Below are 15022 nucleotides of genomic sequence, written 5' to 3'. Positions count from 1 at the left end.
TCGCCCTCTCCCGTACGGCCACACAGGGAGCGGCCATCGGCGGGGCCGCTCTCGGCGGCGCGCCGGTCGCGGCCGTCGGCCCCGGCTGAGTGCTCGCGGTCGACGCGGCCGGCTTCGCCCTCTCGGCGCCCTGCGCTCCTTCCTCGACGTCAGTCACATCCCGCCGCGCGCCCCGGCCCAGGGCATGGCGGCCGATCTCCGCGAGGGCTGGCGGAAGTTCGCCGGCCGACCCTGGCTGTGGGCATCGTCGTACGGTTCCCCCTCGCCAACGCGGTGGTCATCCGGGTTGCGTGCCGGTCTGCGAGGTCGTGCCGGACGCGTGCCAGTTCCTGCGGGGAACACCCGAGGCGCGCACTGGCTGATCGCGCCGCACCAGGAGATCCCCGAGGACAGGCTCTCCCGGCTCTCGGCCTACGACTGGTCCGGCTCGGTCTCCCTCCTGCCCCTCGCCACCGCGCCGGCGGGTCCCGCCGAGGTCGCGTCCGGCCGGACGGCCGCGTTGTGGGGCTGCGCCGTCCTGGTCGTCCTGGTCACGGCCCTGGTGCCGCTGGTCCCGGACGTGCGCGAGCTGACCCGCCGGAGCCGGCCGGTCGTCCCGGCCCGCCCCGGCCCGTGTCAGCCGATGCCGAAGGCCCCGTCGGGGGGCTCGGGTGACGGTACGGCGTCCGCGTCCCCGACCGGCCGTGCGGCGCCGGTGAACTCCCGCACCGCCGTGCCGTGTTCGACCCTCGCCGGAAAGGCGTCCGCCGCCGTGCGACGGGCCAGGGCGGCGATGTCGAGGGGGCGGTGCGAGGCGACCAGCACGGCGTTGCCGAACCGGCGCCCGCGCAGCACGCCCGGCTCGGCGATCAGCACCAGCTCACCGAAGTACTCGGCGAGCGTGGCCAGTTGGGACCGCAGGAAGGCGAACGGCGCCTGGTCGGCGAGGTTGGCCAGATACACACCGTCCGGCCGCAGCACCCGCCGGGCCTCGCGGACGTAGGCCAGCGTCGTGAGATGGGCCGGTACCCGGGAGCCGCCGAAGACGTCGGCGATCAGCACATCGGCGTGATCGTCCGGCGCCCCCTCCAGCCAGGCCCGGGCGTCGGCCGCGTGCAGCGCGACACCCGAGCCCGCCGGCAGCGGCAGATGCTCGACGACCAGCTCCAGCAGCCCCGCGTCGGCCTCCACGACATCCTGCCGCGAGCCGGGCCGGGTGGCCGCCACGTACCGGGGCAGCGTCAGCGCACCCCCGCCGAGATGCACCACGTCCAGCGCCCGCCCGGCCTCGGCCACGACATCCAGCACATGCCCGAGCCGCCGCGCGTACTCGAACTGCAGATGCGCCGGCTCGTCGAGATCGACGTACGACTGCGGCGCCCCGTCGACGGTGAGCAGCCAGGCCCGCGCACGGTCGACGTCGGGCATGAGTTTGGCGGTGCCGTGGTCGGTGGTGCGACTGACGGGTATGGATTCGTTCACTTCTCCATTGTGGGTCCCCGCCCAGGGGCGGGGACCCCTCCCCCTACCAGCCGACGGAGACGACCGTCCCCGCGCCGACGGTCCGCCCGCCCTCACGGATGGCGAACCCGAGCCCCGGCTCCAGGGGAACCTCCCGACCCAGTTCGACGGTCATACCGACCGTCTCCCCGGGCCGGGCGACCGCGGCCTCGCCGAGGTCGACGTCCCCCACCACATCGGCCGTTCGGATGTAGAACTGCGGCCGGTACGCGCTCGTGACCGGTGTCGTACGACCGCCCTCGCGCCCGGACAGCAGATACACCCGCGCCGAGAACCGACGTGCCGGTACGACGCTTCCCGGTGCCGCCACGACGTGCCCCCGCCGGACCGCGTCCCTCGGGACTCCCCGCAGCAGCAACGCCACGTTGTCACCCGCCTGCGCCTCCTCCATCGGCTTGCCGAAGGTCTCCAGCCCGGTGACCACGCTGTCCACCCCGGCGCCGAGCACGCAGACCCGGTCCCCCAGGCGGAGCGTCCCCCGCTCCACCGCGCCCGTGACCACCGTGCCCCGCCCGGTGATGGTGAGCACGTTCTCCACCGGCAGCAGGAACGGCGCGTCCAGGTACCGCTCGGGCATGGGCACGTACGTGTCCACCGCGTCGAGCAGCGCCTCGACGGAAGCCGTCCAGCGCGGGTCGCCCTCCAGCGCCCTGAGCCCCGAGACCCGTACGACCGGTACGGCGTCCCCCGGGTAGCCCTGCGCCGTGAGCAGATCGCGGACCTCCAGTTCGACCAGGTCGATCAGCTCCTCGTCCGCCGTGCCGTCCGCCTTGTTGAGCGCGACGACGATGTGGTCGACGCCCACCTGACGGGCGAGCAGCACGTGCTCGGCGGTCTGCGGCATGATCCCGTCGAGCGCGGAGACGACGAGGATCGCGCCGTCGAGCTGCGCGGCGCCGGTGACCATGTTCTTGATGTAGTCGGCGTGGCCCGGCATGTCCACGTGGGCGTAGTGCCGGGTGTCGGTCTCGTACTCGACGTGCGCGATGTTGATGGTGATGCCGCGTGCCGCCTCCTCCGGGGCCCGGTCGATGCGGTCGAACGGTACGAAGGTGCCGGTGCCGCGCTCGGCGAGGACCTTGGTGATGGCGGCGGTCAGGGTGGTCTTGCCGTGGTCGACGTGACCCATGGTGCCGATGTTCAGGTGCGGCTTGGTGCGCACGTAGGCCGTTTTGGACATGGCTGTACCTCGAAGCCTCTCAGCCTGGAAAGAAGAACGCGGGACCCCGGGGACCGGCCGACCCTCCCCCTGCGGGGTCCGCCGGACGTTCCGGAGAGGGTCAGCTTCGGGCGCCGTCGACAGCGGCCGCGAGGAGTGGGACGGCAGCCTTCGGCGCATCCGCGAGGGCGGATGCTGCGAGGACGAAGGCATACCGGAACATGACGTCGATCATCGCCGAGGAGTCGTCCGGCGTCGAACGGTTTTCCGCGGCGGGCGCGTTCAGACGCCGATGTTCTTCAGCGCCTCCCGCACGCTCAGCGGCGCGAACCGGCCCCGCTCGCGCGCCAGGAACGTCCGTACGGCCTCGGGGTCCGTCTTGGCGTATTCACGCAGGGCCCAGCCGATGGCCTTGCGGATGAAGAAGTCGGGGTGCCCGGACTGGAGCAGGCAGTAGCCGAACAGCCGCTCGGCGTCGGTGCGTTCCTTCCAGGTCAGCTGGTGGAGCAGGGCCGTGCGCGCCACCCACAGGTCGCCGTCGGTGATCCACGTGTCCATGTCGGCGGTGAGCTTCGGATCGGCGGCGACGAGCGTGCCGACGACGTGCGCGGCGAGCAGATCGACGGTGTCCCACCAGGGCGCGGTCGTCACGAGGTACCGGGTCACCGGGAGGAAGCCGGAGGAGCAGCGGGCGGCGTACCGGCGCAGATAGTCCACGGCGAAGTAGTGGTATTCGCGCTCGGGCAGCGCCCAGCAGCGCAGGGCGATCGCGGTACAGTCGGCCTCGGCGGGGCGCGGTGTGCCCGCGAGGACGGTGCGGGACAGGGCGCGGCGGGCCGGGGTGGGGATGCCGAGGAAGGGGGCCGCGTCCTTCATGTAGGCCCGCATCGAGACGGCCCGCCCGGGGTCATGGGCGGCCTCGTAGGCGGCCGTCAGCCGTTCCAGCACGGTGTCGGCGAGTGCGCTGCGCGGCACCTGGGGCGGGGCCGCGCCTGTGACGGTCATGAGACGAACCATACGGCGATCACACGCGGACGTCGGCTAGTGTCACCGGATGCTCGATGCCGACCGCTCTGGCACCGCCACGGCCTCCCGGCCCGCCGCCACGGAGCCGACCGTCCCCCCGGTCGTCCCCGTCCCGGCCCTGCCCCGCACCGGATTCGCCGCCCGTTGCACGCGCGCGCTGGTGTCCCCGTACGCCCGGCTGTCGCTGTTGCTCGCCCTGCTCGCGGGGGCCGGTGCGGGTGTGCTGGTCTTCGAGCCGCAGCGACTGCTGACGCACGGGTGGCCGCCGCAGCTCGGCGGGGCCGCGGCGGCCGTGGTGTTCGGGGCGGCGTACGGGCTGTGCACGGTGGCGTTCGTGCCGCGGCCGTTGCTCAACCTGGCGGCGGGCGCGCTGTTCGGCTCCCAGCTGGGGCTGGCGACGGCGCTGGCGGGCACGGTGCTCGGGGCGGGCGTGGCCTTCGGGCTCGGCCGGTTCCTCGGGCAGGACGCGCTGCGGCCGCTGCTGCGGGGCCGCCTGCTGAAGGCGGTCGACGGGCAGCTGAGCCGGCACGGGTTCCGGTCGATGCTGGCGGCGCGGCTGTTCCCGGGGGTGCCGTTCTGGGCGGTGAACTACTGCGCGGCCGTCTCCCGTATGGGCTGGCTGCCGTTCCTGCTGGCCACGGCGCTGGGCTCGGTGCCCAACACCGCTGCCTACGCGGTCGCCGGCGCCCGCGCCTCGGCACCGACGTCCCCCGCCTTCCTGATCGCGATGGCCTGCATCGCCGTGCCGGCGCTGCTGGGCACGGTGGTGGCCTGGCGGCGGCGCCACCACCTGCGCGGCCGGTAGGGATCAAACGCCTTCCAGAATCATGGCGTTGGCGAGTCCGCCCGCCTCGCACATGGTCTGCAGGGCGTAGCGGGCGCCGCGTTCGCGCATCGCGTGGACCAGGGTGGTGGTCAGCCGCGTGCCGCTGGCGCCGAGCGGGTGGCCGAGGGCGATCGCGCCGCCGTGCGTGTTGACCCGGTCCAGGTCGGCGCCGGTCTCCTGCTGCCAGGCCAGCACCACGCTGGCGAAGGCCTCGTTGACCTCGAAGAGGTCGATGTCGTCGATGCCCAGCCCCGCCCTGCGCAGCACCTTCTCGGTGGCCGGGACGACACCGGTGAGCATCAGCAGCGGGTCGGAGCCGGTGACGGCGAAGCTGTGCAGACGGGCGAGCGGGCGCAGGCCGAGGCGGGCCGCGGTCTCGCCGGAGGTGATCAGGACGGCGGAGGCACCGTCGTTGACCGGGCTCGCGTTGCCCGCGGTGACGTTCCACTCGATCTGCGGGAAGCGCTCGGCGAAGCCGGGGTCGTAGTAGGCGGGCTTGAGGCCGGCGAGGATCTCCGGGGTGCTGCCGGGGCGTACGCACTCGTCGCGGGCGACGCCGTCGAGCGGGGCGACCTCGGCGTCGAACAGGCCGTTCGCCCAGGCCCGGGCCGCCTTGTGGTGCGAGGAGACGGCGAACTCGTCCATCCGCGCGCGTGTGAGGGACCATTTGGCGGCGATCAGCTCGGCACTGACGCCCTGGGGGACCAGGCCCTCCGGGTAGCGCTCGGCGACACCCGGCCCGAACGGATCTTTTCCCGCGGGCACGTTGGACCACATCGGCACCCGGCTCATCGACTCCACACCGCAGGCGACCACGAGGTCGTAGGCGCCGGAGATGACGCCCTGCGCGGCGAAGTGCACAGCCTGCTGGGAGGAGCCGCACTGCCGGTCCACGGTGGTCGCCGGGACCGACTCGGGAAACCCGGCCGCGAGCACGGCGTAGCGCGTGGTGTTCATGGCCTGCTCGCCGACCTGGTCGACGGTGCCGCCGATGACGTCGTCGATCAGCGCCGGGTCGACGCCGGAGCGCTCGACCAGGGTGCGCAGGGTGTGGGCGAGGAGCTGCACGGGGTGGACGTGGGCGAGGGCACCGCTCGGCTTGCCCTTGCCGATGGGGGTGCGTACCGCTTCGACGATCACTGCGTCGCGCATGGCGCCGGCCTCCTTGGCCGCCTGGCTGTCCGTAGCGGGCTACGGCAGCTACCAGTGAGTAGGAAATCCAAACTCACGATAACTCGCAGAGTTGGAAAATCAAACCCTCCCTTAGACTGGCCCCCATGGCCGTACGGAAGACCGCGCAAGACCCGCGCCCCTGCTCCATCGCCGACGCCCTCGCGCTGGTCGGCGAGAAGTACTCCCTGCTCGTCCTGCGGGAGGTCTGCCTGGGCAACGGCCGCTTCGACCAGCTCGTGCGCAACATCGGCGCCCCGCGCGACATCCTGGCCACCCGGCTGCGCCGGCTCGTGGACGCGGGCATCCTCACCAAGCGCGCCTACAGCGAGCGCCCGCGGCGTTTCGAGTACCGGGCCACGCAGGCGGGGCTGGAGCTGGAGCCGGTCCTGATGACCCTCAAGGAGTGGGGCGACCGCCATCTACGCAAGGGCGCCGACCTGCCCATGGCCGTCGAGCACAGCTGCGGCAGCGAACTGGTCCCGGTCGTCTCCTGCCGGGCCTGTGGCGAAGAGGTCCGCCACGAGGACCTCACGGCCCACCCCCAGGCCCCGGGGTGGACGCTCTCGGGGCCCGTCCCGGGCTGAGCCCGAGCACACGGCCGGGTGCTCGGCCGGGGAACACCCCCGGCCGAGCACCGTTCCGCGCCGCCGTGGCCGATCGGACCGGCAGTCCTAGTAGCCGAAGCGCAGGTCGGGCAGGCTGCGCAGAATGGCCCGTACCTCGTCCTTCGTCGCGCCTGTGCGCGTCTGGAAGTCGCGCTCGTCGCCCGTCTCGATCGCTTCACTCATGAGCGACACCACGAGAAAGTATTCTTCCCTGGGCATCGAGACCACGATCTCCGCACCGAGATCCTCTACCTGCATGAAATGTGCCTCCTATTCCGGCCGGAAGTTCGTGAGGAAGTATTCCTTGCCGTTCTTGGGGGCGAAAACGGTGCCCCCGTCCCGTGAATTGGGGTTCCTGATCACGATCACCCCGTTACGCCAGTAGGCGCTGCGTCCGCCCCCGCCGACTCGTCGCTCGCCGTTGAGCACGACGTCCTCGACCATGTCGGCGAACTGCTGCCGCGTCTGAATGCCGGGGAACTCCCCCTGCTCCACGACGTGCTTGCGGAACGCGTGCCCGTCGGCGCCCGCGAGTTCCTCGGCGGCCAGCTTGGCCTGCAGACGCCGCGCCTCGGCGACGTTGCAGTTCGCGTTGTGGACGAGGACGGGCGTCCGACCGGCCAGCACGTAGTACGTGTGCAGATCGGCGACGGTGAGGTTGTACGTCCGGGCGGTCTCTCCGAAGGCACGGTTGTGGCTGACCGTGGCGGTGCTGCCGTCAGCCGTCCGCAGGGTCGCTCCGACCTGCAGATTCGCCGCCGCCACCCAGGTCCCGGCCGAGGGCGACCAGAAAGGGTGCTCGTTCGTCGCGGTGAGGTGCTCGGCGCCGTTGCGGGTGTCGATCGTGAGGTCGTTGAAGCGCTTGTCGTGCTCGGTGACGATCAGGTCGGTCACCGGTCGCGCCCCTGTGACCCCGGTCAGGGGGTCGGTCGCCAGAACCTGGTCACCGATCTCGACGGACTCGATGTTCTTCGTCGAGCCGTCGGCCAACAGCACCCTGGTGCCGGCGAGAAAACACTGGAGGCACTTCTCCGCCGCCTTGGCGGCACGTGAGCCCTCGGCGATGCCCTCGACGCCCTCCTCGACCTTCTTGAGCAGCTTCAGCTTCCCGACGGGAAGCACGCCCGCCACAGCCATCGCGCATTTGCCGAGCGTCGGTTTGTCGATGCAGTCCAGCAGGTCATTGACGCCGAGAACCTCCATGCCGCCGTTGAGCAGATGCTTGGCGAGGTCCGGAGAGGCCTCCGGATTCTCCAGGGGCTGCCCGGCCAGCGCACACGGCGGAAGGCTGTCCCGGGACATGTAGGCGATGCAGCGCTTTCTTTCCTTGGCCTTCTTTTCCTGCTCGCGCTGCTTCTTGCGCTGGTCTTCCGCCTGCTTCTTGGCGGCGGCCTCCTCGGCCCGCCGCTTGGTCACCACGTCGGCCCAGGCCTTGGAGGCCTCCTTCTTGGCCTCGGTGGCACTCTTGCCGGCCCGTACCGCGTCGTCCCAGGCCTCATCGGCGGCGTCGTCCGCCGCATAGGCCGAGTCGCGCGCGTAGGACGCGGACCATTCCGCCTGGGCGGCCGATTCCTCGGCGTCGGCGGCGTCCTGGTCGGCCCGGTCGGCGGCGCTGCGGGCGGTCTTCGCGGACTGGGCGGCCCGGTCGGCGCTCTGCTGTGCCTGGTCGGCCGACTTCTTGGCGTCCTCGGCGTACGTGCCGGCCTGCGCGGCGTTCTTCTTCGCCTCGGCAGCCGCCTTGTCCGCCTCGGTCTTCGCGTTCTTGGCGATCGCGGCGGCCTGGGCCGCCAGCGCGCTGTCCTTGCGTGCCGTCGCCGCGATGCCGTCGGCCTCGTCGAGCAGCCGCTGCATCTGCGCGGTGTGGGTCTGGGCCAGCCTGTCCTTGCGGTCGGCCATGTACTGCCCGACCTCGATGAACTCGTGGAGCCGGTCGGCCGGTCCGGTCAGGGCGATCTTCGCGGCCGCCTGCACCTCCGGCCCGCCGTCGTTGACCAGCTTGGACGCCAGCACCCGCTCGTCGGAGTTACGGGCCTGGTACTGACCGCCGTTGAGGAACGACAGCATGGCCCGGGGGCTGCCGTCGGCAAGAGCCGCCTTGGACGCCTCCTTCACCGCCGGCCCGCCGGCGTTGTTGATCCGGGAGACGAGCACCCGGTAGTCGGCGGCCGCCACCGTGTACTGACCCGAGCTGTAGAAGTCGCGGACCTGCTCGTCGCCGCCGGTCAGCGCCTCGGTCGCACCGGTCCGGACAGCTTCGTACGGGCTCTGCGACGCGAGATCGGCGACCTGCTGGCGTATCTGATCCGTTTCGGCCTGCCGCGCACCGGTGCGCAGATAGTCGAGGACGCCGGCGTCGTCGCCCGAAAGGGCCTCGGCGGCCGCGTCCTGGCGCCAGGCGCCGTACTGCTCGAGGGCGCGCAGGGCCACGGCGCGCCCCTTGGCGGCGATCGCCGCGGTGTCGGCTCCGGGCTTGTCCGCCTCGGCCGCGAGGGAGGCGGTGTCCTCGCCGATCCGCTTGTCCTCCAGCGCGACGCCGGCCAGCTCGGAGGTGAAGGCGTCGGTGGCGTCCTTCTGCGACTGCGCGGCCTCCATGGACGCGTTGGTGCGGCTGGTGAGGTCTTCCGCCTCGGTCTTGCGGGCGACGTCGAAGACCTTGTGCGCGGTGGTCGCGGCCGCGGTCGCCGTGTCGGCCGCCTTCTTGGCGTTGGCCGCCTGCTTGGCGGCCTCCTTGGCGGCGTCCGTCGCCTTGCCCGCCTGCTTGGCGGCTTCCTCCGCCGCCGTCGCCGCGTTCTCGGCGTGTGTGGCCGCCGAGTTCGCCGCGTCCCGTGCCCCAGCGGCCGCCTCGGCGGACTCCCTGGCGAGGGCGTCGGCCGCGTTCGCCGCGCGGTCCGCCTCACGGGCGTGGCGTCGCGTCTCGGCCGCGGCGGCCTGCGCCTCCGCCGAGTGCGCACCCGCCGCGTCGGCGGCACGGTTGGCCTCGTCGGCCGAGTCCGCCGCGGCGTTCGCGTTGCCGGTCGCGCTCCGCGATGCCGCCACGGCGGCCCGGGCGGCCGTGGACGCCTTGGCGGCCTGGTCGGCGGCGTCCGCCGACTTCTTGGCCAGGGCGCCCGCGGCACGCGCCTGCTTGGCCATGTCGCGCGCCTTGTCGGCGGCCTTCGCATCACTGGCCGCGTCGGCGGCGGCCTTGTAGGCGGCACTGGCCGCGTTGGCCGCGGCGGTGGCGGCCGCGGAGGTCTGCGCGGCCGCCAGCGCCGCGATGCGCGCCGAACGGTTCGCCGCGTTCGCCGCGTTGATGGCGGTCTGTGCCGCTTCCGAGGCCGCCTTGGCGGCCTCGGCGGCCTGGCGGGCCTTGGCCGCGGCCTTGAGCGAGTCGTTCTTGGCGGCCAGGGTCTCCTTGGCCGCCGTGGCAGCGGCCTCCTTCGCCAGCTCCGAGGCGGCGACCGCCTTCGCGGACGCCTCCTGGGCCGACTTCGTGGCGTCCTCGGCCTGCTTGCCGGCCTGCTCGGCCTGCTCGGTCAGCTGAGCGATCGTGGCGTGTTCCTGATCACGGTCGCGCGCGATGAACTGCCCGACCTCCAGGAACTCGACGACGTCGTCCGGCGTTCCCTGCAGCGCGAGCTTGCCGGCCGCCTTCATCGCCGGACCGCCCGCGGCGACCAGCTGGGAGACCCGCACCCGGTTGTCGGTCTCACGGGCCGTGTACTGCCCCTCGGCGAGGAACTTCGCCACGTCCTCGGGCGAGCCCTGCAAAGCCGCCTTGCCCGCGTCCTGGACGCCGGGGCCGCCGAGGTTGATGACCCGCGACACCTCCACACGCCGGTCCTGCTCCAGAGGAGCCTTCCAGCCGTCGCGCAGGAACGCGGCCACGTTCTCCGGGTTCTGCGACCCGAGGGCGGTCTTCGCCGCCTCGCGCACCGCCGGACCGCCCGCGTTGATCACGCGGCTGACGTCCACCCGGTCATCGACCGCCTGGAGTGCGGGCCGGTCGTCGAGGAACGCCCGGATGTCCGCGGGGCCACCGAGCAGCGCCCGCTCGGCGGCCTCCTTGACACCACTGCCACCGTCGCGCCAGTACTCGACGACGAGCCCGCGGTAGCTCAAGGGGTTCACGTCGTCGTCGGCGGCGGCCGCCGGCGAGGCCCCGAGGAGTTCCGCCGTCAAGGCGAGGGGCAGCAGTGCGGCAGCCGCACCACGCAGCGCGGCACGACCGCCCCGGGCTCGCGCGGAGTCGCCGGCCCGTGTGTGTGACGCCCGCACAGGGCGCCAACGCTTTCTCATCTGAGTCCACTTCGATTGCTCGTGCCCCCTCCTCGTCTCATCACGGTCACCCCACCCAGGGCTGCCCGTTCTGTTCGTGTTTACAGCGGTTCACGCAGGAGAACCGCCGCCGGAGCCAAGAAGTGGCATCGCGGCTGACCAGTCATCAACTTGACTGATGCGTGAACGAATAGAGGGGGTCTCTTCACCCGCATCTTACATATGCTTTACTTACAGGCCTCTTCAGGGTGGTGATGCCCCCTAACTCCCCAATCGGAAGGAATCTGTGGTGATTTCCCGTGCCGTCAAGGCACTCGTGGTCGGCGCCACGGCGGCGACAGTCAGCTCCATCGGATGCGTCGCGATCGCGTCGGCCGACGGCTCCGGACCGACCGCGCCGCGGACGGCCGCCACCGGCATGCCGTCCGCCGTCGAGACCTTCGACTACCCCGGCGCCGCCCGGATCCAGGCCGAGCGCAAGATCGTCCTCAAGCGCGGCGACGGCCACATCGTGCTGACGGGCTGCGACGCGGCGTACGACATCAAGGTCGAGTCCCGCACCGCGGACATGTTCTTCTGCTTCAAGGTCAGCGGGAAGCAGGGCCACCTGACGATGGAACTCCCCGACGCGTACGGCATCTGGACCGAGGACCACCCCGTCAAGGCGACGCTGACGACGGACGGCAAGGAGACCGTCGTCAACGCGCCCAAGAACGACTACACGCCCGTCGGCGAGTCGGGCAGCACCGCCAAGCGCTCCGTCCTCGTCGAACTCCGCGTCAACAGCTGACCCGCGGCCGCGGAAGCGCAGGCACGAGCTCGGCTCCGGCGGGTCCACGGCCCCGGTCGCCGCGCGCCACAGCCCGCTCGACCGCCGACGGCCGGGACGCCACCTCCGCGTGCCGAGAGACCTCCGCCGCGAAAGACGCGGCGCCCGTGGTCACGGCCCGCACCACGCCCCGCCGTCCGTCTTCCGGCCGATGTTCCGCACCGGCTCCGCACACGTCACGCGTCGCCCGCACCACGGCACATGCCCCGGCGGGCCTGCACGCCCTTGAACCACCAGGAAAGTCCAACGTGTCCAACCTCCGCCCCCGCGTGGCACTGACGAGCACCCTGCTCGCGGCCACCGTCGTGTCCGGCGTGCTCACCGGCACCGGCGCCCACGCCGTTACCGGCGACACGGCGGCCAACGGCTCCTTCGCCTACACCGCCCGCCTCGCCATCGGCTCGGACGAGCGGGCCTGCACCGGTGCGCTGATCGACCCGCAGTGGGTCGTCACCGCCGCGAGCTGCTTCGCCGACGACCCCGAGCAGAGCTCCGCCGTCCGCGCGGGCAAGCCGGTCAGGGCCACCACCGCGACGATCGGCCGCACCGACCTGACGTCCAGCGCGGGGCAGGTCCGCCAGGTCGTCGAGCTGGTGCCCCACGGCGGCCGCGACGTCGTACTGGCCCGGCTGAGCCGGCCCGTCGCCGGGATCACGCCGGTCAAGGTCGGCACCACCGCTCCGGCCACCGGCGAGTCCCTCACGGTGCCGGGCTACGGCCGCACGCAGACCGAGTGGGCCCCGCTGAAGCTGCACACGGGCAGCTTCAAGGTCGGCGCCGTGCAGTCCGAGACCGTCGACATGACCGGCCAGAACGGCGCCGCCGTGTGCGCCGGTGACACCGGCGCCCCGGTGCTGCGCGCCACCGGCGGCAGCTATGAACTGACGTCGCTCACCACCCGCTCCTGGCAGGGCGGTTGCCTCGGGCAGGACGGGGCCGAGACCCGTACCGACGCCCGCGACGTCCGTCTGGACGACCTCGGCGGCTGGATCGACTCCACCGTTCAGGCGGCTCCCGTCACCGACTTCGACTGCGACGGTGTCGAGGACATCGCGATCGCCGACCCCAAGGCCGCGGTCGGCGGGAACGACGGCGCGGGTGCCGTCCGTGTCGTCTACGGCGGCGGCAAGGGCACCGCGTCGATCGACCAGGACCTGGACTGGGTGGCCGGCGGGGCCGAGGCCGGCGACTGGTTCGGCGAGAGCGTCGACACCGTCGACTACAACCAGGACGGCTGCACCGACCTGGTCGTCGGCACTCCCTCCGAGGACCTCGACAAGGCGACCGACGCGGGCATGGTCGACGTCCTGTACGGCGCGCCGGGCGGCATCGGCACCGGCTCGGTGAAGGACACCCACTTCGAGCAGAAGGCCGGCACCGGGTCCATCGCCGCCTCCACCCCCGAGGCCGGTGACCGCATGGGCCAGGCCCTGGCCGCCGGCACCACCGCGTCCGGCGAGCCGTTCCTGGTGATCGGCGCCCCGGGCGAGGCCATCGGCTCCGTACCCAAGGCGGGCATCGCGTTCTACGTGCGCGACAGCACCAGCATCGGCATCACCACCGCCAACGTCGGCATCACCCAGGACAGCACGGGCGTGCCCGGCGCGGTGGAGGCCAACGACAACTTCGGCGGCGCCGTCGCGGCCGACGCCAACCACATCGCGATCGGCGCCCCCGGCGAAGCCATCGGCACCGACGCCGGCGCCGGCAACGTGGCGGTCTTCTCCCACAAGCTGACCTCCGAGAACCGCCCCACCCCGCTGTTCGGCCTCGACCAGGACCTGGACAAGGTCTCCGGCGGCGCCGAACCGGGCGACCAGTTCGGCAAGTCCCTCGCCATGGTCCCCTACCGCCCCTCCCAAGCGGCCGCCGCGACCGACTCCGTCCTCGCGGTGGGCTCGCCCGGTGAGGACCTGGACATCGACGGCGTCAACAAGACCGACACCGGCAACGTGATCACCTTCCGCATCACCGCGGCCGGCAGCTACAGCCAGCTGAACGTGTACAGCTCGGGCACCGCCACCGACGACGTCGCCGGCACCTCCGAGGCCGGCGACCGCTTCGGCCAGACCCTGGCCGCCGTCAACACCGCGCCCGGCGCGGTCGGCACCGCGGCCACGATGAAGCTCGCCGTCGGCGCACCGGGCGAGGCGATCGGCACCGCCGCCAAGTCCGGCGCCGTCACCACCTTCTCCCTGCTCGGCTCGCCCGGCGCGAGCGACCGCTGGATCGAGGCCGGCACCTCCGGCATCCCCGGCCCGGCAGGCGCCGACCAGCAGCTCGGCTCGAGCATCCACTACACCGGCACCCAGCTCTACGTCGGCATGCCCTACGGCCCGAACGCCCACGGCACGCTGCACGCCCTGCCGCTGTCCAACGTGACCGCCGGCGGCACCAACGCCGCCATCACCACCTACCAGCCCGGCAAGGGCGGCCTCCCCGCCACCGGCGGCCGTTTCGGCTACACCGCCCGCTGATCCAACTCCGCACAGCGGGGCCGCAGTTCACCGCGGGCCCCGGAGGGTCACCTCCCCTCCGGGGCCCGCGGCCTGTGCACGCCGTCCCGTCATGGCCGTCGAGGGCGGGGCTCGACCCCGGTGCCACGCCGTCGTCCCGGCCCGCTACGCTGCCCTCGTCATTTGATCAGTTCTTTACCCGACAGGACTTGGACGCCTTACCTTCATGTCTTGGTTTGAATCCCTCGTCCTCGGACTCGTCCAGGGGCTGACCGAATTCCTGCCCGTCTCCTCCAGCGCGCATCTGCGGCTGACCGCGGCGTTCGCCGGCTGGGAGGACCCCGGCGCGGCCTTCACGGCGATCACGCAGATCGGCACCGAGACCGCGGTGCTGATCTACTTCCGCAAGGACATCGGCCGTATCGTCTCGGCCTGGTTCCGGTCGCTGTTCAGCAAGGCGCTGCGCCGGGACCACGACGCGCAGACGGGCTGGCTGGTGATCGTCGGCTCGATCCCGATCGGGCTGCTGGGCGTGACGCTCAAGGACCAGATCGAGGGCCCGTTCCGCGACCTCCGCATCACCGCGACGATGCTGATCGTCGTCGGACTGGTCATCGGCGTCGCCGACCGGCTCGCGGCCCGCGACGAGACCGGCGGCCGGCACCGGGCGCCCAAGCAGCGCAAGTCCCTGGAGAACCTGGGCGTCAAGGACGGACTGATCTTCGGCCTGTGCCAGGCCTGCGCCCTGATCCCCGGTGTCTCCCGTTCCGGCGCGACCATCAGCGGCGGCCTGTTCATGGGCTACAAGCGCGAGGCCGCGGCCCGCTACTCCTTCCTGCTCGCCATCCCGGCGGTGCTCGCCTCGGGCGCGTTCGAGGTGAAGGACTCGGTGGGCGGGGGCCATGCGGACTGGGGGCCGACCCTGTTCGCGACGGCGATCGCGTTCGCCTCGGGATACGCCGTCATCGCGTGGTTCATGAAGTGGATCTCCCACAAGAGCTTCATGCCGTTCGTCCACTACCGCGTCGCCCTCGGCATCGTCATCATCGCCCTGGTCTCGGCGGGCGTGCTGAGCCCGCACGCGGCGGAGTCGGCGGGCTGAGCGCGGTTGTTCCGGGCGTCTCCGGGCCATGGAGGCCGTCGCGGCCTGCGGATTGCGTCGGCGGCGGTGACCAACCCCATACGTTCTGC

Annotated in this window: 11 protein-coding genes; 5 read left to right on the top strand and 6 right to left on the bottom strand. The window is 72.3% G+C overall.

The features are described 5' to 3' along the window. Positions 1-615 precede the first annotated feature (615 nt). From ADK64_RS38805 to ADK64_RS38795, 3 genes are all read right to left on the bottom strand, one after another. Complete coding sequence (locus tag ADK64_RS38805) at positions 616-1461, bottom strand: spermidine synthase (RefSeq protein ID WP_053666814.1); 846 nt, start codon at positions 1459-1461, stop codon at positions 616-618. A gap of 43 nt (positions 1462-1504) precedes the next feature. After that, positions 1505-2680, bottom strand: coding sequence for an elongation factor Tu (gene tuf / locus ADK64_RS38800; RefSeq protein WP_053666813.1), 1176 nt, complete (start codon positions 2678-2680; stop codon positions 1505-1507). Positions 2681-2941: 261 nt separating this feature from the next. After that, positions 2942-3664: a DNA alkylation repair protein gene (locus tag ADK64_RS38795; RefSeq protein ID WP_053666812.1), complete on the bottom strand. Its 723-nt coding sequence runs from the start codon at positions 3662-3664 to the stop codon at positions 2942-2944. A gap of 49 nt (positions 3665-3713) precedes the next feature. Here ADK64_RS38795 and ADK64_RS38790 point away from each other — a divergent pair, with 49 nt between their 5' ends. Continuing rightward, positions 3714-4490: a TVP38/TMEM64 family protein gene (locus tag ADK64_RS38790; protein WP_053666811.1), complete on the top strand. Its 777-nt coding sequence runs from the start codon at positions 3714-3716 to the stop codon at positions 4488-4490. A gap of 3 nt (positions 4491-4493) precedes the next feature. Here the strand turns inward: ADK64_RS38790 and ADK64_RS38785 are convergent, their stop codons facing one another. Beyond that, the gene (locus tag ADK64_RS38785) at positions 4494-5663 is read right to left on the bottom strand and encodes a thiolase family protein (RefSeq protein ID WP_053666810.1); all 1170 of its coding nucleotides are present in this window, start codon (positions 5661-5663) and stop codon (positions 4494-4496) included. Between the two features lie 125 nt (positions 5664-5788). On the opposite strand from ADK64_RS38785, the gene ADK64_RS38780 reads away from it, so the two are divergent. Next, on the top strand, positions 5789-6268 hold the full coding sequence (locus tag ADK64_RS38780) for a winged helix-turn-helix transcriptional regulator (protein WP_053666809.1): 480 nt from the start codon (positions 5789-5791) through the stop codon (positions 6266-6268). An 87-nt stretch (positions 6269-6355) separates the two neighbouring features. Here the strand turns inward: ADK64_RS38780 and ADK64_RS38775 are convergent, their stop codons facing one another. Both ADK64_RS38775 and ADK64_RS38770 read right to left on the bottom strand, forming a co-directional pair. Continuing rightward, positions 6356-6547 carry a hypothetical protein gene (locus tag ADK64_RS38775; RefSeq protein WP_053666808.1) on the bottom strand — a complete coding sequence of 64 codons (192 nt, stop codon included), beginning with the start codon at positions 6545-6547 and terminating at the stop codon, positions 6356-6358. Positions 6548-6559: 12 nt separating this feature from the next. Next, positions 6560-10567 carry a polymorphic toxin-type HINT domain-containing protein gene (locus ADK64_RS38770; RefSeq protein WP_063790025.1) on the bottom strand — a complete coding sequence of 1336 codons (4008 nt, stop codon included), beginning with the start codon at positions 10565-10567 and terminating at the stop codon, positions 6560-6562. Positions 10568-10835: 268 nt separating this feature from the next. Between ADK64_RS38770 and ADK64_RS38765 the strand changes: the two genes are divergently transcribed. The 3 genes from ADK64_RS38765 to ADK64_RS38755 all read left to right on the top strand — a co-directional run bounded on the left by ADK64_RS38765 (position 10836) and on the right by ADK64_RS38755 (position 14933). Then, a complete protein-coding gene (locus ADK64_RS38765; RefSeq protein ID WP_234384900.1) occupies positions 10836-11336 on the top strand; it encodes a hypothetical protein in 501 nt (166 codons plus the stop codon). Positions 11337-11623: 287 nt separating this feature from the next. Then, positions 11624-13852, top strand: coding sequence for a trypsin-like serine protease (locus tag ADK64_RS38760; protein WP_078993117.1), 2229 nt, complete (start codon positions 11624-11626; stop codon positions 13850-13852). Between the two features lie 205 nt (positions 13853-14057). After that, complete coding sequence (locus tag ADK64_RS38755; RefSeq protein WP_053666805.1) at positions 14058-14933, top strand: undecaprenyl-diphosphate phosphatase; 876 nt, start codon at positions 14058-14060, stop codon at positions 14931-14933. Positions 14934-15022: the final 89 nt, after the last annotated feature.

The organism is Streptomyces sp. MMG1121, from assembly GCF_001280015.1.
Taxonomy (GTDB): Bacteria; Actinomycetota; Actinomycetes; order Streptomycetales; family Streptomycetaceae; genus Streptomyces.
This window is presented reverse-complemented; position numbering and strand designations above follow the sequence as displayed.